The organism is Nocardiopsis alba DSM 43377 (assembly GCF_000341225.1).
Taxonomy (GTDB): Bacteria; Actinomycetota; Actinomycetes; order Streptosporangiales; family Streptosporangiaceae; genus Nocardiopsis; species Nocardiopsis alba.
Genome location: NZ_ANAC01000017.1, coordinates 175,935 through 196,223, shown reverse-complemented (window position 1 = coordinate 196,223; position 20,289 = coordinate 175,935). Strand labels below are relative to the sequence as shown.

Genomic DNA, 20,289 nt, shown 5'->3' with positions numbered 1-20,289 from the left:
GAATGGCTCCTTCGGCGGGCGATTCGGTGGACGGGCGAGCCGAGGCGGGGGCGGCCGCGAGGGGTCCGAGGGGAGGGGGAGGCTCGAACCGGTATGACCTTACGCGATCCCACCGCCGCCGAACAGGGGCCTCGGGTGTGGTGAGTTCCCCGGAACGGCGTGTCGTCTCCGCGCCGCGGGCGGCCCCGGTCTCCCCGCGCCGCCCGTACTACCGCCCCACCTCGGACAACGCCCGCTCGGCCGCGGCCGCGGCCCGTTCCCCGTCGGCCGGGACCAATCCGATCCTGGTCCTGCGTTCCAGCAGGTCGGACACGTCCAGAGCCCCCTCATGGCGCACGCCGAAACGTAGTTCGGCCGGGGTGATCCCGCGGACGACCGGGGTCAGCGACGCCGGGTCGTCGTCCGCCTCGGCCACCACGTCGAGCGCCTCCATGCCGTACCTGGCCACCAGGTGACGCGGAGCGTCCAGTGAGTCGAGTTCCTCGTGCGAGGCGGCGCCCACCAACGGGATCTCGCGGGTCCGGCAGGGAGCGGCCGCGAGCCGGTGTTCCGCGACCACGGCGTCCACCGTCTCCTCCGCCATCGCCCGATAGGTGGTGAGTTTGCCACCGACCACCGTGATCGTCCCCTGGGGGGACACCGTCACCGAGTGCTCGCGGGACAGGTTCGCGCTGTCCCCGTCCCCGTCCAGCAGAGGGCGCAGACCGGCGAAGGAGCCGATGACGTCGTCCTTGGTCAGTGCGGTGGCCAACGCGCCGTTGAACCGTTCCAGAAGGAAGTCGACGTCCTCCTCGGGGACCTCCGGGACCCGGGGGGTCGGACCGTCCAGGGGTTCGTCGGTGAGACCGGCGAAGACACGGCCGTCGGGTTGCGGCATGGCGAAGACGAAACGGTCGACGCTGCCGGGAAGCGGCACCGTCAACGCGGCGCGAGGGTGGCCGAGCGCGGCCCCCTCCAGGACCAGGTGGGTGCCGCGGCTGGGCCTGAGACGGATCCGGGGGTCGAGGGCGTCGGCGTGCACCCCGGTGGCGTTGACGACCGCCCGAGGCCGGACCGGGATGATCCGTCCATCGATCTCGTCGCGCAGGACGGCCCCGTCGGCGGAGACGCTCTGGGCCGAACAACGGGTGATGATCGAGGCCCCCTCGCCCGCCGCGGTACGGGCGATCCCGATGACCAGGCGGGCGTCGTCGATCAGTTGGCCGTCGAAGGACAGGATCCCGGCGAACAGGCCCTCCCTCCGTACACCGGGGAGCAGACGCAGGGTCTGGCGCGCGCTGAGCACTCTCGGGCCGCGCAGGACGGAGGAGGGGGTCCCCGCCAGCACGCGGAGGAGGTCGCCGGCCCCCATTCCCGCGCGGACGATCAGGGCGCGCATCGGCGCGTCGCCCCGGTACACGGGGACCACCATGGGCAGGGGGCGGACGAGGTGGGGCGCGGTGACGCGCATGAGGACGTCGCGTTCGCGGGCGCTCTCGTAGGCGATACCGATCTGTCCCTTGGCGAGGTAGCGCAACCCGCCATGGACCAGTTTGGAACTCCACCTGCTGGTGCCGAAGGCGAGGTCGTCGCGTTCGACGAGGACGGTGCGCAGACCGCGCGAGGCGGCGTCCAGCGCCACCCCGGCCCCGGTGACCCCGCCCCCGACCACCAGCACGTCGATGTCGGGTCGGGCTTCCAGTGCGGCGAGTTCGGTCTCGCGGCGGGCCGCGTTCAGGGAGGTGGACCGGCTCATGGGGCGTCCTTTCAGGGGCGCAGGTAACCGTCCAGAAGGGTGGTCAGTTCGGCGACCAGGCCCTCGGGGTCGAGTACGTCGGCGAACAGGCGGTGAGAGGTGATGGTGTTCTGCACGGTGACCATGACCAGATGGGCCAGGACCGCGGGATCGCCCTTCCTGATCGAGCCGTCGGCCTGGCCCTCGACGATGGCCGGTTCGACCAGTTCGAGGGCGGCCCGATGACTGCTTCCGAGGCGTTGGAAGGTGTAGGTGGCCAGGAGTTCGGGTTCGGTGTCGACGATGCGCCCGACCAGTGGGTGGGCGAGCATCGCGCGGGCCACGCCGGCGGCGTGCCGCACCAGACGTGGACGGACGTCCTCGCCGTGGTCGTGTTCGGCGTCCACCTCCTCGGCGATGAGGATGCGGCGGAGTTCGCGGGTGAGCAGATCGGCGACCAGGGCGGTCACGTCGGGCCAGCGTCGGTAGACCGTGGGGCGGCTGACCCCGGCCCTGCGCGCCACGTCGGTCAAGGTGGTGCGACGCACCCCGAAGGCCTCGACACAGTTTCGGGCCGCGTCCAGGATCTCGTCCTCTACGTTACGCTTTGACGCCATATGTAAAACTGTAGAGCATGAACCACGATGCGCAAGCCTCCCCCGCCGACACCGCTCCGGAGATGAGCTGGTTCGCCTGGGGCGACCCCGACAAGGCGACCGAACTCGACCCCGGACTGCGCGACCTCATCGCCCGGGTACTGCGGACCGACCCTCGGGCGATGCCGCCCGTCCCCGAGGAACAGGTGGAACTTCCCGCGTCCCGTCTGGACGAACGTCTGCGCGCGGAGTTCGCCGGGATCGTCGGCACCGAGCACGTGCGCACCGACGACCCCACGCGACTCCGGCACAGCGGCGGCAAGAGCACGCCGGACCTGCTCGCCCGCCGAGCCGGCGAGGCCGTGCCCGCGCCCGACGCCGTGCTCTTCCCCGCCGACCACGACCAGGTGGAGCGGTTGCTCGCGCTCTGCTCGGACGAAGGGGTGGCCGTGGTGCCCTTCGGAGGCGGGACCAGCGTGGTCGGCGGGCTCACCCCGCTCGACGGAGGTCTGGCCGCCGTGGTCACGATGGACCTGCGCCGGCTGAACCGACTGATCTCCCTGGACCGCACCTCGCTGACCGCGGTCCTGGAGGCGGGCGTGCGCACCCCGCACGCCGAGGCGATGCTGGCCGAACACGGTCTCACCCTCGGGCACATGCCGCAGAGCTACGAGTACGCCACCATCGGCGGTTACGCCGCCACCCGCTCCAGCGGACAGGCCTCCGCCGGCTACGGTCGCTTCGAGGACATGGTGGTGGGCATGAAGGCCGCCACCCCGCGCGGCACCCTGGAGGCGGGCGGTCATCCGGCCTCCGCCGCCGGCCCGGACCTGCGCGGCCTACTGGTGGGTTCGGAGGGCACCCTGGGCGTGATCACCGAGGTGGCCGTCCGTGTCCGTCCCCGCCCGGAGAAGGTCGTGGACGAAGCGTGGTCCTTCCCCGATCACGCCACCGGGGTGGACGCGCTGCGAACGTTGGCCCAGTCGGACGTGCGGCCCACCATGGCGCGTCTGTCCGATGAGACCGAGACCTTCGTGAACGCGGCCCTCGGCGGACGTGAGGCCGTCCCCGGCTGCCAGGCGGTACTCGGCTTCGAGGGGACCGAAGAGGAGGTCGAGGCCCGCGCGAGGACGGTCCGGGCGACCATGGAGGCGGCCGGCGGCACCCTGGTGGGGCCGGATCCGGTGGCGCACTGGCGCGAGAACCGGTTCAACGCGCCCTATCTGCGCGACACCCTACTGTCCGCGGGCATCCTCGCCGAGACCTTGGAGACCGCCGCCTCCTGGAGCGATCTGCTTCCGCTGTACCGGGCCGTGGTCGCCGCGCTGACCGAGGCCTTGGACGACGACGAGAGCGGGGTCCTCGTCCAGTGCCATGTCTCCCACACCTACGCCACCGGAGCCTCCCTGTACTTCACGGTGGCCACCGGCGCGGGCGACGATCCGGCCGGGCGGTGGGGTCGGGCCAAGCGTGCCGCCTCCGACGCCATCGTCGCCAACGGCGGGACCATCACCCACCACCACGCCGTCGGCACCGACCACCGGCCGTGGATGACCCGGGAACTGGGCCCGCTGGGGGCAGAAGTACTGCGTGCGGCGAAGGCCGCCCTGGACCCGCGGGGGGTGCTCAACCCCGGCAAGCTCCTGCCGGACGCCTGACCGTTCGAAGGGCCGGCTCCCCGGTCCGGTGGAGTGGGCCCACCGGACCGGGACCGCTCACTTCTCGGCCACGCGGGAGATCTGACGCTCCAGGTCCGAGGCGGCGCTCTCGGCCATGGCGTAGACCTCCTCGATGCTCTTGTCACCGCCCTGCTCGGCCACGACGACACCGCTGACGACGTTCCCGGAGATGAAGGCGCTCATACCCATGGTCCCGCCGTCCGTGAAGTCGCCACCGGGCATGAGGGTGGCGAAGGTCGTGCCCTGGTCGCCGATCGAGTTCTCGTCCCACAGGATCTGCTGGGGCTCACCGAAACCGAGATCGATCTCGGAGACCTCTCCCTGAGGCATGTCCTGCCCGTCGAACCGATCCTGCGAGTCGAACGCCTCGTCCAGCTCCTCCCGCATCATCTCCTCGGTGTCCGGGTGGGCCATGTCGTAGAGCCCGACGTAGAACGAGACCATCACCTCGCCCGATTCACCGTCACAGGTGAGTTCGCCGTAGACACCGTCGGAGTCGGGGTCGTCCCCCTCCTCGAAACCTCCGTCGAAGGAGGTGACCACGCCGGCGGAGGTGTCCTGTAGGGAGTTGCCCTCGAACACGGTCGCGCAGTCGTCGGGCAGGGCGACGTACTCGCCGCCGGAGGAGGCCCAGATCGCGATACCGCCGACCACACCGATCAACGCGACCGCACCGACGGCGGCGCCGACGATCAGACCGGTCTTCTTCTTGGGCTCGGGACCCTGGGGGCCGTAACCGGGCGGGGGCTGCTGCGGCGGGAGCCCGGGCGGGCCCTGCGGCGGCTGCTGACCATAGCCCGGAGGCGGCGGACCCTGAGGCGGCTGTCCTTGGGGGACGTATCCGGGCGGAGGCCCCTGCGGGGGCTGTTGACCGTAACCGGGGGGCGGCCCTTGGGGACCGGGACCCTGGGGAGGCGTCCCGGGAGGCCCGGGGAAGTGACCCTGCGGGTCGTACGGGGGCGGGGGCTGTCCCATTCGGGGGTACCTCGTAGCTCATATCGATGACGAACACGGCCTTCCGAAAGAGTCGAAAGGCCTTCTCCGTTCTATCCGACGCATAAGACCTCAGATCCGCTCCTTCTCGACGGAACACACGCCCTCCTTCTCGTGAGAGGAACGAGAGCGCCTCTCCACCGGGGGTTCCGCCACCGTCGGCGACACCGGGCGTCGGGAAGATCACCCTCCCCACGGCCTGTCGTCACCCGACTTTCGCCCGCGGGCCCGGGAACCGACCCACAATGGGGGACGTGAAAGGAAGACTCCGCATCCACCTGGGCTCCGCCCCCGGTGTCGGCACCACACACCACGCCCTGGACGAGGCCCGCAGACGCGTCGAACGCGGGTCCGACGTGGTCGTCGGCGCGGTGCACACCCACCGCAGGGTCCACACCTCCGCCCTGCTCCAGGGCCTGGAGGTCGTGCCCGCCCATCCCTCGGGTTCGGTGGACACCGCCGCCGTGATCTCCCGCGCTCCCGAACTGGTCGTCGTCGACGACCTGGCCAGGCCCAACCCGCACGGCGCGCCCAACCCCACCCGGTGGCAGGACGTGGAGGAACTCCTCGACGCGGGGATCGATGTGCTCTCCACCGTCGGTATCCACCACTTGGAGTCGTTGTACGACGTCGTCCATCAGATCACCGGGGTCCGCCCCGAGTACACCGTCCCCGACCGGGTGGTGCACGCGGCGGCCGAGGTCGAGCTGGTCGACGTCACCCCACAGGAACTGCGCCGCCGGATGGCCCACGGCGACCTGCACCCGGCCGAGCGGGTGGACGCCGCCCTGGCCGCCTACTACCGCGAAGGCAACCTCGCCGCGTTGCGCGAACTCGCGCTGCTGTGGACCGCCGACCGGGTCGAGGAAGGGCTGTCCCGCTACCGGGGCGAGCATGAGATCCGCCAGACCTGGGAGGCCAGGGAGCGGGTCGTGGTGGCTCTGACCGGCGGCCCCGAAGGCGAGACCCTCATCCGCCGGGCGGCCCGGGTCGCGTCCCGTTCACGGGGCGGCCGCCCCCAACCCAGCGACCTGCTCGCGGTGCACGTGCTCCCCCCGAACGGGATCGGCGAACGTCCCAGCGGGGACCTGCTGCGTCAGCGCCGCCTGTTGGCCGAGCTCGGCGGCACCTACCATCAGGTGGTCGGGACGGACGTGCCCTCGTCGCTGCTGGAGTTCGCCCGCGGCGCCCACGCCACCCAGATCGTCCTGGGCTCCTCCCGCAGACGTGCCTGGCAGTACGTGTTCGGGCCGGGTGTGGGCACGATAGTGGCGCGCGAGTCCGGCGACATCGACGTGCACATCGTCACCCACGAGGAGGTCGGCGGTGGACGTTGGCTCCTGCCCGCTCCCGGCCGGGGCCTGAACCACCACCGGAGGATCTGGGGCTGGACCCTCTCGCTGTTGGCGCCCCTCCTGGTCTCCCTGATCCTGACCCTGCCCTTCTTCGACGGGGTGGGGCCCGCCTCGGACCCTCTGTTCCTCCTGCTCATCACGGTGGCGACCGCGGCCGTGGGCGGGTTGCGTCCGGCGCTGGTCTCGGCGCTGTGGAGCGCGGTCCTGCTCACCGTCCTGCTGTCGCCGTTGCACGGCAGACCGTCGATGTCGTCGGACAACTTCCTGGCGATGACGGTGTTCGTCCTGGTCGGCTCGCTCGTGGCGGTGATGGTGGAGATGGCCGCCCGGCGCTCGTCACAGGCGGTGCGCGGCCGGGCGGAGGCGGACGCGGTGGCCCTGTTGGCGGCGAGCGTCCTCTCCGGGAACGAACCGCTCCAGGCCCTGCTGCGGCGGATCCGCGAGACCTTCGGGCAGCGTTCGGCCACCCTGCTGGAACGGCTGGAGGACGACCGCTGGCATCCGGTGCACAGCGTGGGCGCCCCCGCCTGCGAGACACCGGAGGAGGCGGACGCCCTGGTGACGGTCTCCGACACGGTCGCCCTGGCCCTGCGCGGACGCATGCTGCCCGCCGCGGACCGGGGGGTGTTGAGCGCCTTCGCCACCCACGTGGGTATCGCGATGGAGCATCAACGGCTGGCGTGGGACGCCGCCGAGGCACGGGGCCAGGCCGCGGGCAACCGGATCCGGACCGCCCTGTTGGCGGCGGTCTCGCACGATCTGCGCACCCCGCTGACCTCCATCAAGGCGAGCGTCTCCAGCCTGCGCGCCACCGACATCGCCCTCTCGGAGGAGGATCGTTCCGAACTCCTGGAGACCGTCGAGGAGTCCACCGACCGACTCGACCGGCTCATCGGGAACCTGTTGGACATGAGCCGGGTCCAGACCGACAGCGTGGTACCCCGAATACGCTCGGTGGGGCTGGACGAGATACTCCCCTCGACCCTGTTGGGGGTTCCGAGGGAGGCCGTGGTGGTCGACGTTCCCGAGGATCTGCCCCGGGTACGAGTGGACGTGGGACTGTTGGACCGGGCCGTCGACAACGTGGTGGCCAACGCCGTGCGCTACAACCCCGACCCCGGCACGCCCGTGCTGGTCTCGGCCAGCGCGCACGGCGACGACGTCCAGCTCCGTGTGGTGGATCGGGGCCCGGGCGTCTCCGACGAGGCCAAACAGCGGATGTTCGAGGCCTTTCAACGCCTGGGGGACGCGCCCCAGGGGACGGGTGTGGGGCTGGGTCTGGCGGTGGCCCGTGGATTCGTCGAGGCGATGCACGGGACCCTCGATCCGGAGGACACCCCGGGGGGCGGTCTGACGATGGTGTTCACCCTGCGTGCGGTCACGCCGGAGGACAAGGAAGAGGAGAGGCGGGTCGATGCGGGTCCTGGTCGTTGACGACGATGTACAGATCATCCGGGCCATGAGGATCAACCTGAGGGCCCGGGGCTACGACGTGGTCACCGCGGGGGACGGAGAGTCGGCGCTGCGCCTGGCACGGGAGCAACCCCCCCAGGTGGTCCTGTTGGATCTGGGCCTTCCCGACATGGAGGGCGTGGAGGTCATCCAGCGACTGCGCGGGTGGTCCCGGGTACCGATCATCGTGCTGTCGGCCCGGCACTCGGCGGGTGAGAAGGTGCGCTGTCTGGACTCGGGCGCGGACGACTACGTGACCAAGCCGTTCGGGATGGACGAGTTGTTGGCGCGGATGCGCGCGGCCGAGCGTCGGGCGGACCGGATCGAGGAGGCGCCGGTGGTCCGGACCGACACCTTCGAGGTGGACCTGGGCGCCAAGCGGGTGACGCGGGACGGCGAGGAGGTCCGGTTGACCCCCACCGAATGGCACATCCTGGAGATCCTGGCCCGCAACGCCGGTCGGTTGGTCAGCCAACGCCGGCTGCTGCACGACGTGTGGGGTCCCGCCTACCAGAACGAGACCAACTACCTGCGCGTCTACCTGGCCCAGCTACGTCGGAAGCTGGAGCCCGACCCCTCGCACCCCCGGTACCTCATCACCGAGGCGGGCCGGGGTTACCGGTTCGAATCGGCGTCCCGAGGAGACCACGCCCGACCTTGAAGGGGGCGGGCCCGGTGGAACGTGTCCCGGGCCCGACCTCAGGCGGGGATCTCGCACAGGTTCATGAGCAGGTCGAACTCGACCGTCCCGCCCTGGCCCCGGTTGGCCTTGGAGACGGCGAGGCAGGGGGCGAAGGCCCGCACCCACTCCATCATCCGGTCCCCGTCGACCCCCATCGTCCGGGAAAGCCCCTCCACCCGACGTTCCACCTCGGCCACGTCGTCGGCCTTCCACAGGGCCCAGTCGACCGCGTCCACGGCGGCGTCGCCCAGACAGGCCCGGGGGTCCAGGACCACCAGTCCGCGAGAGCCGCCGTCGATGACGTTGCCGGGGTGCAGGTCTCCGTGCAGGGGCACGATGTCGACGTCGCCGTTGGCCAGATCCCTGGCCTTGGCCGCCCCTCGGTGCATGAGGGTGGCGGGGACGATGTCGGCCGCGGGCCCCTCGATCCGTTCCCGATTCCACATGTCGAAGACGAACTGCACCCGGGCGATGAGCGGGCGCAGTTCCCGGTGGAGGGCCTCGGAGACCTTGACCCCGTGCAGGGAGGAGATCAGGCCGCCGATGACCTCGGAGGAGGGGACCACGCCCTTGGCCGCGATCGTCTCGCCGTCGACGCGTTCCATCAGGAAGGCCCCGTGTTCGCCGTCGAGCTCCCACACCTCGGGGACCCTCCGGGAGGGGCTCCACATGCGCAGCGAACCGGCCTCGGCGACGGCCAGGCCGTTGTCCGGGGAGATCTTGAGCACCCCGGCCTCCTCGGCGCGCCGAACGTAGAGGACGACGGAGGTACGGCCCTGCGGGGCCGGTCCCTCCACGGTCAGTCCCCAGCGGTCGGACAGCTCTTCGACGAGCGCGGGCAGATCCTTCAACCATTCGACGACGTGGCCACCGAAACGGTGTTCCAGTCGGCGACGGTGTCGATCGTCGACGAACCGCGCTGTGACGTCGTTCATACATCCACCTTCAGGTCCGCTCGTCTCGACGCCCACCCGGTTCCCGCCCCGTCCGTGGGCCCATACCCATCCTCGTACCTCGGGTAACGGTGGTGACGGTCCGTGACGCGTTCGTCATCGACCGGCCCCGCTCCGCGTTTCACGAAAGGCGCCCCTTGGCGGCGCGGTGCTGGGCCAGGAGGGTGTCCACCACCAGATCCGAGGGCCACAGAGGTTCGGTGATGGTGGTGACGTCGAACCCTCGGAGCAGGTCGAAGTCGGGGCCGTCCACCAGGCGCCAGGCGGCCACTGAGACCCGCTCGTGTCCGCTGCGGCGCAGCCGGTCGACGGCGTCGGAGACCGAGGGGGCCCAGGTCCGCAGGTAACCGACCTGGACCGGAGAGGAGAGGCGCCGGCTGAGCATTCGGGCCACGTCCATGACCACCTGGCGCTCCTCAGCGCCCGTGGTGCCGTCGGCGGCGAGGATCACCCCGTCGTCGTGGTCTCCGGCGACCTCGGACAGACGGGCCGCGAGGTCGGCGACGATCGAGGGGACCGCTCCCAGGGGGGAGGTCTGGCAGGAGTTCTCCAGACCGCCCAGGCCGAGGCGGGAGAGGAGGTGCGCGCTGGCCACGTCCCCGCCGGCGACGAAGGCGGGGACCACCACCTTGGGCCCGGGGACGGCGCGGATCGCGGCGCCCACCTCGTCCGGGCTCCCGAAGGCCGCCTCGACCGGCGCCTCGCCTCGTTCGGCCACCGCCTCCGCCAGGCCGTGCAGGGCCTCTCGTCGGTGGGCGTCACGGGAATCGTCGGCTACGAGGACCATGGTGGGGACCATGCACGGCTCCTTGGGCGTCGCGGCGGAATCCGTCGTCGACCGAGTATCGCGGGGTGTTGTTTCGAGGGAGCACACCCGTGTTACGCGGAGGGGAACAACGGACCATGGCTGTGTTGGTTATCTCCTGAGAAAGTCTTGGTGAACCATAACGATCCACTAAAAGACAGGAAGTGTCCACATCACGAAAAAACACACGACGGCACAAAACTTCACGGAAACCACGGAAGCACCGCCTCCACAGCCACCTCGACCTGTGACATCATCGACTCCAGCGGACATTTCAAAAAAAGCTACCCCTGGGTAGAACATGAGGGACACCACACTCCGACGAAGTCGCCGCCCCTCCGAAGCCGACCTCTCCAGAGAAATCCCCTCGACCGCGTTCGAATGCAAATGCACGGAACATCTGCACGTGCCGAGGAATACCCGTCGACTTTTCCGCCGCACTCGCGAAGACGTCGACGTGGGCACCCGACGGACCACGAGACACACTCGCCTTGCACATGCGAGCCCCTCTTGTCAAGGGTGCGCACTCCCCCTCCCCGCCATAGCCGCACACCACTTGACGTGGGGAGACAGGATGCGGGTCCGGCGTGATCACTTGCCATTCCCCCCCGACCACGATCACACTTGGACCAAACGGAGGAACCCACGTGGGCCCCTAACGCCCCTGAAGCCCCTCCGTTCACACGAGCATCCGACGGTGCGATCGGCCCACCACGTCCGGTTCCCTCGCACCGACGCGCGACCCGAGAACCGTCCAGACTGGAGTGAGCATGGCCGTCCACCCCCGGGTGCAGACGCTGACCCAGGCCTTCCTCGCCAACGCTGATCAAGAGGCTCCCGGGCTGGTCCAGGGTCTCTACCTGACCGGTTCGGTCGCCCTCGGCGACTTCCGACCGCACGCCAGCGACGTCGACTTCGTCGTCGTCACCGAGCGCTCCCCCGAGGGCGCGGAGCTGGACTCCCTGCGCCGGATCCACGCCCGCACCCGGCACCAGGTGTCCGACCCGCAGTTCAACGGGATCCACGTCACCTGGGAGGAGCTCAACCGGGACCCCGGCGAGTGCGGCCCCGTCCCGTCGGTCATCAACGGCCGTTTCCGCCCCCGCGCCGGCGCCGACGTCAACCCGGTCACCTGGCACGTCCTGGCCGACCGGGGCGTCACCGTCCGCGGCCCCCACCCGATCGAGCTGGACGTGTGGGACGAACCCGAGAGCCTGCGCACGTGGTCCCTCGGCTCCCTGGACGAGCACTGGCGCCGCTGGCGGGAGAAGGCCGGACGCCTGGTCACCCCGCGCGGACTGGCCGTACTGGGCTCCCTGGCCCCCTCCTGGAGCGTGCTCAGCGTCAGCCGACTGCACTTCACCCTCAAGACCGGCGAGATCACCTCCAAGTCGGGCGCCGGCGCCTACGCCCTCCACGCCTTCCCCGAGCGCTGGCAGCGCATCGTCAACGAGTGCCTGCGCGTGCGCAGGGGGGACCGTTCCCCGTCCCTGTACCAGAGCGCCCTCGCCCGCCGCCGGGCCGCTCTGGACTACATCGAGATGGTCCTGGACGAGTCGCTGCGTCCGGGGTTGGCCACCTGATCGCCCTCCCGCCCGGATCCTCCCGACCCGTACACCTCGGCCGCGGCCTTGACTAACCTGGGCTCATGACCATGCGCCCCATCGTCCGCTTCGGCGATCCAGTACTCGTCACCAGGACCACCCCCGTCACCACGTTCGATCAGCGTACGGAGAAGCTGGTCCGCGACCTGCTCGACACCGTGGACGCGCCCGGACGCGCGGGTGTGGCCGCCACCCAGATCGGTGTGGGATCACGTGTGTTCAGCTATGCCGTCGAGGGGCGCGTCGGCTATGTGATCAACCCCGAGATCGTCGAGCTCTCCGAGGAGCTCCAGGACTGTGACGAGGGCTGTCTGTCCATCCCCCGCCTGTGGTACCGGACCCGGCGGGCCGAACGGGCCGTCGTCAAGGGCGTCGACCTGCGCAACGAGCCCGTGACGGTAGAGGGGTCCGGCCTGATGGCCCAGTGCCTCCAGCACGAGACCGACCATCTGGAGGGCATGCTCTACATCGATCGGCTCGACCCCGAGAACCGCAAGGCCGCGATGCGCGACATCCGCAGATCCGACTGGTTCCTGCCCTCGGACCTCCCGGCGCCCAGCACCTCCGTGCGGCTCCCCAGCGCCTTCGGCGGGGGCTCCTGACCTCGTTCCCTCCCGTGCCCCGGGGCCGCCCTCTCCCCCGGGGTGATCTCCGTCCTGCTCAGGGCGTCCGGTCCGGTCCACCACCTTGGGTATCTTCGGACAGAGCCCGCTCTCTCCCCCAGAACCTCACGAATCAACACACTGTGCACATAACACCAAGATCTCGTATGGTCGACCGAGTATCCTTCCGCCCCTCTCGTGACGGCAGGACCGTCGCCCCGGCGTAGCCGATGCGCTCAGACCATCGACGGAGCAGACATGACATCCACTCCTCGTAACGCCCCCCGCCGCGCCCGGACCCCGCTCTCCCTCGCGGCCCTCACCTCGGCCCTTCTCGTGGGCCTGTCCGGGGTGGCCCAGGCCGACCCGGACGACGACGTGGACATCGACGAGCTCACCCAGCGGGCCGAGGAGCTGGAGGAGACCTACGACGGCGAACTGCTCCAGTTCACCGAGATCAAGGACCGTGTCGAGGAGGCCGAGGAGTCCCTGGAGAAGATCGAGAAGCGGTTGGAGGACTCCCGGACCGGTGTCTCCACCATCGCCGCCGCCCGTTACAAGAACGACGGCTTCGATCCGACCCTCCAGGTCGTCTTCTCCAGCGACCCCGAGGACATGTTCGCCGACGCCGCGAACGTCGACTACCTCGGTCGTAGCCAGGCCGAACAGATCTCCGACCTCATCACCCTGCGGGACGACCAGGCCGAGACCACCCGGAACCTCAAGGAGGAGCTGGAGGAGGCCTCGGAGCTGATCGACTCGCTGGAGGAACAGCGCGAGGAGGTCGAGCAGCGCATCGCCGAGTACGAGGAGGAGCAGGTCCCCCCGGAGCCCGACACACCCGGCGGTGGCGGCGGCAGCGGCGACGGCAGCATCCCGGACAGCGCCCGAGGCGGCGGCTGGGACCAGACCCAGCCCCGTATGGCGGCCATCCGCGACGAGATCATCAGGGAGTTCGGCGCCCCCTACCCGGTCGGCTGCTGGCGCTCCAGCGCCGACGACCACGGCGAGGGTCGGGCCTGCGACTTCATGATGAGCGCCAACGGCGCCCACCCCTCAGAGGCCAACCGGGCCCTGGGACAGCAGATCGCCGACTACGGCATCGCCAACGCCGACCGGCTGGGCATCAAGTACATCATCTGGGAACAGCAGATCTGGCAGTCCACCGCCCGCCAGTGGACGTGGATGAACGACCGGGGCGACGCGACCCAGAACCACTACGACCACGTGCACATCTCCTCGTACTGATCACCGGCGACGGTCCAGGGTCAGGGGGACGACGGCCACCAGCGCCAGGGCCAGCAGGGCGAAGGCCGGTCCGTAGCCCGAGAGCTGGATGACCAGTCCCAGGGCGACCGCGCCGACCCCGGTACCCGCGTCGTAGCCGATGTTCCACACCGCGCTGGCCCGACCATGACCGGTCGGGCCGGCGCGGTTCAGCATCATCGTGACGGTCTCGTTCTGCACGGCTCCGAAGCCCGCTCCGAACAGGGCCGCCCCGCCCAGCACCAGGGCCGCCGTCCCCGCCCCCGGCACCCCGTCGCCGTTGGACCACAGGGCCACCGCGATCAGGACCATGCCCAGCACCGCGGAGAGCGCTCCGGGCAACAGCAGGAGAGTGCGGCCGTACCGGTCGAACAGCATCCCGGCGCTCCAGCGTCCGATCACCAGCATCAGGGCGTAGGCGGCCAAGAGGGCGCCGACCAGCCAGGCCGCCCGCTCCAGGGGGATCGCCAGGAAGGTGACGATCGCCCCGGCTCCGGAGGCGATCAGGAGCATGACCGCCAAGGGCGCGGCCAGGGCGACCAGCAGCGGCAGGCCGCGCGGTGAATCGGTCCGGTCCGGGGTCTGTTCACCGGTCGAGCGCAGCGCCTCCCGGTTACGTCCCCCGTCGGCGACCAGGATGCCCGACGCCAGCGCCGCCGACACCACACCGGAGATCCCGGTGAGCCAGAAGGCCGTGTCGAAGCCCAGAGCGAGCGCCAGGGCCACACCGCCGGGCAGGATGACGATCTGGGGCAGCCCCACGGCCAGACCGTAGTATCCGGTGGCTCGACCGACCTGCTCCCTGGTGACCAGCCGGGCCGCGAGCGCGGTCCCGGCCACCGTCACCATGCCGAAACCCACCCCCCGGACGGCGGAGACGACCAGGATCGGCCCCAGGTCGGTGGTCATGGCGAACAGCGGGGTGGGCAGCCCCATCACCAGCGCGCCGACCGGAAAGGTCCACCTGTAGCCGCCGGCCCGATCGAGCAGCCAGGGCATGCACAACTGGGTGAGGACGGTGGTGAGCATGAACACGGCGGTCGTGGCGCCCGCGCCGAACTCCCCCGCGCCGCCCCGGCTCGCCCAGAGGGGGACCAGGGGGAGCACCGCGGCGAACCCGCAGAGTCCGACCGCCGTGGCGGCGATGAGCAGGGCGAAGCCCCGCCCCTTCAGTCCCGGGGGGCCGGTGGGCGTGGTCTCGATGGAGGTGACGGGAGATCGGGTCATCCGTCCTTTCTAACGGAGCCCGGATGACCTGTCGACGCCTCCCTCACCTCCCCGTCCGTGCCCTCACTCCTCGGGTTCGGCGGCGGAGAGCCGCGGCTTCAGCCAGTCCCGCACCCTGACCACGAGATCGGGGGCGACCGCCCGTTCCGCGTGTCCCATACCGGGGACGATCCACAGGTCCTTGGGGTGCCGGGCCGCATCGTAGACGGCGGTGGCGTGCGAGACCGGGAAGTAGGAGTCCGCGTCTCCGTGGATCACCAACAGCGGCGTCGGGGAGATCTCCCCGGCGATCTCTCGGGGCTCGGCGGGGGTCGGGTCCCAGCGTCGGTCGGTGACACGGACCTTGCGGAAACGGCGAAGGAAGGCGCGGCCCATCGATCTCCCGATACCGAGGTGGAGCAGGCGCATGGAACGGGTGCCCTGGTAGTACCAGCGGCTGGGACCGCTGATGGAGACCACGGCCGAGACGCCGCCGTAGATGGCGCCATGTCGGACCGCGACGGCGGCCCCCATGGAGAACCCGACCGTGGCGATCCGGGAGTAGCCGAGTTCGCGCAGGCGGGACACGACCGCCTCCAGGTCGTGGATCTCGGCGTTGCCGACCGTGCTCTGCCCACCGGAGCCGTGGTGGCCCCGGAAGTCGAAGGTCATGACGTCGCCGACGGACATCAGTCCCTCGGCGATGGCGCGGGTGTGCGGGCTCCGGTAGGTCCCGGTGAAGCCGTTGGCGAGCACCACGGCGGTGGTACGGGGCTCGGCGCGGCGCAGCAGCACGGCGTCGATCCCCACCCCGTCCGAGGTGGTGAGCCAGAAGCGTTCCTCCTGGGGGCCGGCGATGGAGTGGTCAATGGCGTCGGACACCACTCCATCGTGCACGATCAGTTCCGGTACGGGGAGCCCGGCCCCGGTGTGTCGCCTTCGTCCCGGTACCTCGGGTCGCCCCATCCGGGAGCGTTCGAGGGCGGACCCGTGTGACGTCCGGGCGGCGGCCCTTGGGAGGGGCCGGACGGCGGGAACGGAGGAGCCTGGGCCGGCCCACCGGGTGGGAAGGGCGGCGGCGGTCCCTGCGCGGGGCCCGTGGGAGGGAACGGCGGCGGAGGAGCCTGGGCCGGGCCGGACGGCGGGAAGGGCGGCGGCGGACCCTGAACGGGGCCGGGCGGCGGAGGCGGAGCGGGCATCGTCCGGGTCTCGTGGGAGCCGGGTTCCTCGAAGGTCGGTGCCGGGTCGAACCCCTCGGTCCGGGGGGCGTCGTGGTCGTCGTACCCGTACTCGTCGTCGTACCCGTCGCCGCGATCGTCGTACTCGCGGTCGTCGTAGGCGTCACCGCCATGATCGTCGTACTCGCGGTCGTCGTACTCCTCCTCGGCGCGGGCACGCTCGACGGCCGGAGCGAAGACGAGCGAACGCAGGTTGAGCGCCACGTGCACCAGGATCGGCACGAGGAGACTGCCCGTGCCCAGGTAGAGAACGGTGAACAGGGTGCCGGAGAAACCGGCGCTGAGCAGCCCCCACCAGCCCTGGTAGACGTGGGCGACGGAGAACAGCAGCACCGAGAGCACGGCCGCGATCCACAGCGGGACACCCATGCTCGTGACCAGCACGATGAACAGACCGCGGTAGAGCAGCTCGCCGAACACACCGCCGGTGACCGCCATGCCCGCGGCCAGGGCCCGCTCGCCGCCCGTACGCGGCAACAGCAGGTGCTGTCGACGGCCCGGGTCCGGCAGGGTCATCGGCTTGGCCGGGGCCCTACGGCCTCGACGACCCTGACGGCCGGCCGACGCCTTCGCGCTCTCGGCACGGGACGACCGCTTCGACCCGCGACCGCCGATCAGTGGCAGTCGGTCCCTCGTCGGTCGGCCGTTGACCAACAGCCAGAAGGCGATCAGCGCGACCAGTCCGCCGAGCGCGCCGCCCGCGACGGGCGCCCAGGCCTCCGGTAGCCGCAGCCCGAGGTCCGCCGGGCGCAGCTCGGGAGAGGTGAGCACGACGGCGAGGACCAGGAGCCCCCACAGGAGGTGGATCGTGATCGTGACGATGTACAGCCGTCCGAGGGCGCGCTCGTCGTCTTCCTTACGGGAGAGCCAGGCGAACGCGCGCCGACCGAGGAAGGGTTCACCGAGAGCCGCGAAGAACAGCAGGAGGACCGTCAGCAGGGTCCCGGTGAGACTGAACTGGGGAAGAATCTCCGACCATGGCACGGGGACAGCCTAGAAGAACAACTCGGGTCGATAGGACACGTCATGATCCCCTGAAACCCTCTTGCCCTGATATCGACCTTCTCGCCCCTTGTGAACAGCGCTTCGAACAGCGACGGTGGGAAGTGTCGTAGGCCACACTCACGGTGGTGGCTCTGGGATCACCACCGGATCCCGAAGGGCTGGGCAGCAGGGATGGTCGATCGGACCGTAGCCGCGCCGAGGGCCGAAGAGCCCCGTGACATCCGCAACGTCGCCCTGGTCGGACCGTCCGGTTCCGGCAAGACGAGCCTGGTCGAGGCGTTGCTGGCCGAGAGCGGGGAGATCAGGCGCCCCGGCAACGTCGAAGAGGGCACCACCGTCAGCGACCACGACGGGATCGAGATCCGACGGCACCGCTCGGCGCGCCTGACCCTCGCCCCGGTGATGGTGGACGGGGTCAAGGTGAACCTGCTGGACACCCCGGGCCACCCCGACTTCCTCGGGGCCGCCCGCGCCGGGCTGCGCGGAGCCGACGCCGCTCTGTTCGTGATCTCCGCCATGGACGGGGTGGACGGGCGGACCCGGAGCCTGTGGAGGGAGTGCGCCGCCCTGGGCATGCCCAGGGCGGTCGCGGTCACCGGGATCGACCACCCGCGCGCCGACTTCGACGCCGTGGTGGCCCGCTGCCGGGAGGCCTTCGGGCCGGGGGTGCACGCCGCCTACGTACCCGCTTTCGAGGGGAGCGGGGATCGACGCTCCCTGGTGGGGCTGTGGGGACTGATCTCCGAGCGCTACTACGACTACTCCGGTGGGGAGGCCGTGCCCCGCCCCGTCCCCGCCCGGCTGCGCGAGGCCTCCGGGCCGCTCCGGGAGATCCTCGTCGAGGAGGTGATCACCGAGAGCGGGGACGAGACGCTCATGGAGCGCTACATGGAGGGCGGAGAACTCGACCCGGACCTTCTGATCGCCGACGTGCAGAGGGCGGTGGCCGCCGGCGGGTTCCACCCCGTGCTGGCCCTCGACACGATCCGGGGCGTGGGGGTGCGCGAGCTGCTCCGCGAGCTGCCGCTGTCCTGCCCCGACCCGACCCGGCGGCCGCTCCCCCACGTCGAGAGGCCCGATGGGAGGGAGGTCGAGGGGATGTCCTGCGACCCGGAGGGGCCGCTGGTCGCGGAGGTGCTGAGTACGGAGAACGACCCGTACGTGGGGCGGATGAGCCTGGTCCGGGTCTTCTCCGGGACCCTGGCGCCCGAGGTCGACGTCCACTTGTCCGGAGCCGTCTCCGACGAGGAGGAGCGGGCGGGCGAACGAGAGCACTCGGGTTCGCCGTTCGTCCCCGCGGGCCCGCGGGCCCTCCCGGTGGGAGAGGTGTTCGCCGGCGACCTGTGCCTGGTGTCCAAGCTGATGTCGGCCCGTACCGGGGACACCCTCTCCTCCACCGAGAGGCCCCTGCGCGTCCGTCCCTGGGCCTTCCCCGACCCGATGATGCCGGTGGCGATCGCCGCCGCGTCCTCCGCCGACGAGGATCGGCTCTCCCGAGCGGTGGCCCGTCTGGTCTCCGAGGACCCCTCCCTCCGGGTGGAGGTCGATTCCGAGACCCGCCAGATGGTCCTGTGGAGCCTGGGCGAGGCCCACTTGGAGGCGGCCCTGGACCGGTTGGAGAGCCACCACGGTGTCCGGGTGGACACCGAGGAGCCTCGGGTACCGCTCCGGGAGACCTTCACCGTGCCCGGGCAAGGGGTCGGTCGCAACGTCAAGCAGAGTGGCGGCCACGGAGAGTACGGGGTGTGCCGGATCCGGGTGGAGCCGTTGGAGTCGGGTGCCGGGCTGGAGTTCGTCGACCGGATCGTCGGTGGTGTCGTTCCGCGTCGGTACGTCCCCGCGGTGGAGAAGGGGATCCGCGCCCAGATGGCCGACGGGATCGGCGACGGGTTCCCGTTGGTCGACCTGCGCGTGACGCTGTACGACGGCAAGGCGCACGCGGTGGACTCCTCCGACATGGCCTTCCAGAAGGCCGGGAGGCTGGCGATCCGGGACGCCGCCACCACCTGCGAACCGGCGCTGTTGGAGCCTCTGGACACCGTGACCGTCGAGGTGGAGGGGTCCGATCTGGGCGCCGTCCTCAACGATCTCTCGGCGCGCCGCGGTCGCGTGGTCGGTACGGAGACCGTGGACGACGGCCGTGTGGTGGTCAGGGCCGAGGTACCGGAACTGGAGATCGTGCGTTACGCCGTCGAGTTGCGGGCCCTGTCCCACGGAACGGGGACGTTCACCCGTTCCTACCTGCGGCACGAGCGTCTTCCCGGACACCTGGAGCACCGGGTGGCCCGACCCCGTTCCGGCGACCGGGACACCTGATCTCCGGCCCCTCCCGCCTCACAGCACCCTTCCGGGTCTGGTGCGGTCGGCCAGGGCGGCGAAGCGGAACGTGTTGATCGGGTGGCTGGAGAGCAGGTTGACCAGGGTCACGAAGAACCCGGTGTCGGTCCGTGCCCGGTCGGCGATGTCGTCGAAGTCCACGTCCCGGTAGAGGTACTTGCCGGCGGCGAGGATCCGCATCCCTTGGACCCCTTCGGGGCAGTACTCGTAGGCGTGGTTGTCGGCGGTGTACTCCTGGGCCCGCCCCAGAGTGCTGCCCACCCCGGGGATCACGTTGGCCACGGACACGGCGAACTGACGCCAGAAGGAGGTGTGCCCGGCGGCGATGTGCCCCACCTCGTGGCCGATCACGAAACGCAGGGCGTCGGGGTCGGAGAGCCGACCGCCCACCTCGAACAGGTCGCTGTTGATCGCCACGTAGCGACGGAACCCGTGTCCGGAGGCGAACGCGTTGAGCACACCGTTGCCGAGCACCACGTAGGCGTCGGGAACCTGACGCATCCCGAGGCGTTCCGAGGCCTCGACCACCATCCGGTACGCCTCGGGGAACTGGTGCTCGGTGATACGCACGCCGTTGACGCGTTGTCGGGCGTAGAGCTGCCCGCGCACGAAGTACACGAGCGCGGGCAGGCTCAGCAGCAGCAGGGGTTCGTTCGGGTCTCCCGATAGGGCACGACTGACCGCCCCCGCGACGGTGAACAGGGTGACCAGGACACACCCGATGAGGATGGGCGTCTCCCTCGGGTGTCGCAGAGAGCGACGCACATGGGGGTCGCCCCATCGCCATGAGACGACCCCCATG

At 70.6% G+C, this 20,289-nt stretch carries 16 protein-coding genes; 7 read left to right on the top strand and 9 right to left on the bottom strand.

Translation table 11 applies throughout. The annotated features are described in order from the left end of the window. Positions 1 to 208 precede the first annotated feature (208 nt). Together D451_RS0118760 and D451_RS0118755 are read right to left on the bottom strand one after the other, a co-directional pair. On the bottom strand, positions 209 to 1,735 hold the full coding sequence (locus D451_RS0118760; protein WP_017535566.1) for a glycerol-3-phosphate dehydrogenase/oxidase: 1,527 nt from the start codon (positions 1,733 to 1,735) through the stop codon (positions 209 to 211). Positions 1,736 to 1,746: 11 nt separating this feature from the next. Further along, positions 1,747 to 2,331: a TetR/AcrR family transcriptional regulator gene (locus D451_RS0118755; RefSeq protein ID WP_017535565.1), complete on the bottom strand. Its 585-nt coding sequence runs from the start codon at positions 2,329 to 2,331 to the stop codon at positions 1,747 to 1,749. Positions 2,332 to 2,348: 17 nt separating this feature from the next. Here D451_RS0118755 and D451_RS0118750 point away from each other — a divergent pair, with 17 nt between their 5' ends. Further along, positions 2,349 to 3,968: an FAD-binding oxidoreductase gene (locus D451_RS0118750; protein WP_017535564.1), complete on the top strand. Its 1,620-nt coding sequence runs from the start codon at positions 2,349 to 2,351 to the stop codon at positions 3,966 to 3,968. A gap of 57 nt (positions 3,969 to 4,025) precedes the next feature. On the opposite strand, the gene D451_RS0118745 is transcribed toward D451_RS0118750, so the two are convergent. Then, positions 4,026 to 4,964 (bottom strand): hypothetical protein, encoded by a 939-nt coding sequence (locus D451_RS0118745; RefSeq protein ID WP_193789617.1) that lies wholly within the window; start codon positions 4,962 to 4,964, stop codon positions 4,026 to 4,028. A gap of 263 nt (positions 4,965 to 5,227) precedes the next feature. Here D451_RS0118745 and D451_RS0118735 point away from each other — a divergent pair, with 263 nt between their 5' ends. Both D451_RS0118735 and D451_RS0118730 read left to right on the top strand, forming a co-directional pair. Beyond that, a complete protein-coding gene (locus D451_RS0118735) occupies positions 5,228 to 7,771 on the top strand; it encodes an ATP-binding protein (protein ID WP_017535561.1) in 2,544 nt (847 codons plus the stop codon). After that, the gene (locus tag D451_RS0118730; protein ID WP_014910685.1) at positions 7,752 to 8,450 is read left to right on the top strand and encodes a response regulator; all 699 of its coding nucleotides are present in this window, start codon (positions 7,752 to 7,754) and stop codon (positions 8,448 to 8,450) included. The genes D451_RS0118735 and D451_RS0118730 overlap by 20 nt, the downstream gene beginning before the upstream one ends. 38 nt (positions 8,451 to 8,488) lie before the next feature. Here the strand turns inward: D451_RS0118730 and D451_RS0118725 are convergent, their stop codons facing one another. After that, the gene (locus D451_RS0118725) at positions 8,489 to 9,406 is read right to left on the bottom strand and encodes an aminoglycoside phosphotransferase family protein (RefSeq protein WP_017535560.1); all 918 of its coding nucleotides are present in this window, start codon (positions 9,404 to 9,406) and stop codon (positions 8,489 to 8,491) included. 139 nt (positions 9,407 to 9,545) lie between these two features. Then, positions 9,546 to 10,223 carry a sirohydrochlorin chelatase gene (locus D451_RS0118720; protein ID WP_014912395.1) on the bottom strand — a complete coding sequence of 226 codons (678 nt, stop codon included), beginning with the start codon at positions 10,221 to 10,223 and terminating at the stop codon, positions 9,546 to 9,548. A 776-nt stretch (positions 10,224 to 10,999) separates the two neighbouring features. On the opposite strand from D451_RS0118720, the gene D451_RS0118715 reads away from it, so the two are divergent. The 3 genes from D451_RS0118715 (at position 11,000) to D451_RS0118705 (ending at position 13,683) form a co-directional block, all read left to right on the top strand. Next, positions 11,000 to 11,812, top strand: a complete 813-nt coding sequence (locus tag D451_RS0118715) for a nucleotidyltransferase domain-containing protein (RefSeq protein ID WP_014913598.1) — start codon at positions 11,000 to 11,002, stop codon at positions 11,810 to 11,812. Positions 11,813 to 11,877: 65 nt separating this feature from the next. After that, on the top strand, positions 11,878 to 12,435 hold the full coding sequence (def, locus tag D451_RS0118710) for a peptide deformylase (protein WP_014910295.1): 558 nt from the start codon (positions 11,878 to 11,880) through the stop codon (positions 12,433 to 12,435). Between the two features lie 258 nt (positions 12,436 to 12,693). Beyond that, complete coding sequence (locus D451_RS0118705; protein ID WP_017535559.1) at positions 12,694 to 13,683, top strand: coiled-coil domain-containing protein; 990 nt, start codon at positions 12,694 to 12,696, stop codon at positions 13,681 to 13,683. On the opposite strand, the gene D451_RS0118700 is transcribed toward D451_RS0118705, so the two are convergent. The 3 genes from D451_RS0118700 to D451_RS26635 all read right to left on the bottom strand — a co-directional run bounded on the left by D451_RS0118700 (position 13,684) and on the right by D451_RS26635 (position 17,129). Next, entirely contained in the window at positions 13,684 to 14,928 is a 1,245-nt protein-coding gene (locus D451_RS0118700) for an MFS transporter (protein ID WP_017535558.1), read from the bottom strand. Between the two features lie 63 nt (positions 14,929 to 14,991). Continuing rightward, positions 14,992 to 15,789 (bottom strand): alpha/beta hydrolase, encoded by a 798-nt coding sequence (locus D451_RS0118695; RefSeq protein WP_026125180.1) that lies wholly within the window; start codon positions 15,787 to 15,789, stop codon positions 14,992 to 14,994. Between the two features lie 17 nt (positions 15,790 to 15,806). Next, entirely contained in the window at positions 15,807 to 17,129 is a 1,323-nt protein-coding gene (locus D451_RS26635) for a CPBP family intramembrane glutamic endopeptidase (RefSeq protein ID WP_051067477.1), read from the bottom strand. 192 nt (positions 17,130 to 17,321) lie between these two features. On the opposite strand from D451_RS26635, the gene D451_RS0118685 reads away from it, so the two are divergent. Then, a complete protein-coding gene (locus D451_RS0118685; RefSeq protein WP_017535556.1) occupies positions 17,322 to 19,466 on the top strand; it encodes an elongation factor G-like protein EF-G2 in 2,145 nt (714 codons plus the stop codon). A gap of 18 nt (positions 19,467 to 19,484) precedes the next feature. Here D451_RS0118685 and D451_RS0118680 read toward each other — a convergent pair whose 3' ends face one another. After that, the gene (locus D451_RS0118680) at positions 19,485 to 20,288 is read right to left on the bottom strand and encodes a M48 family metallopeptidase (RefSeq protein WP_187294461.1); all 804 of its coding nucleotides are present in this window, start codon (positions 20,286 to 20,288) and stop codon (positions 19,485 to 19,487) included. Position 20,289: the final 1 nt, after the last annotated feature.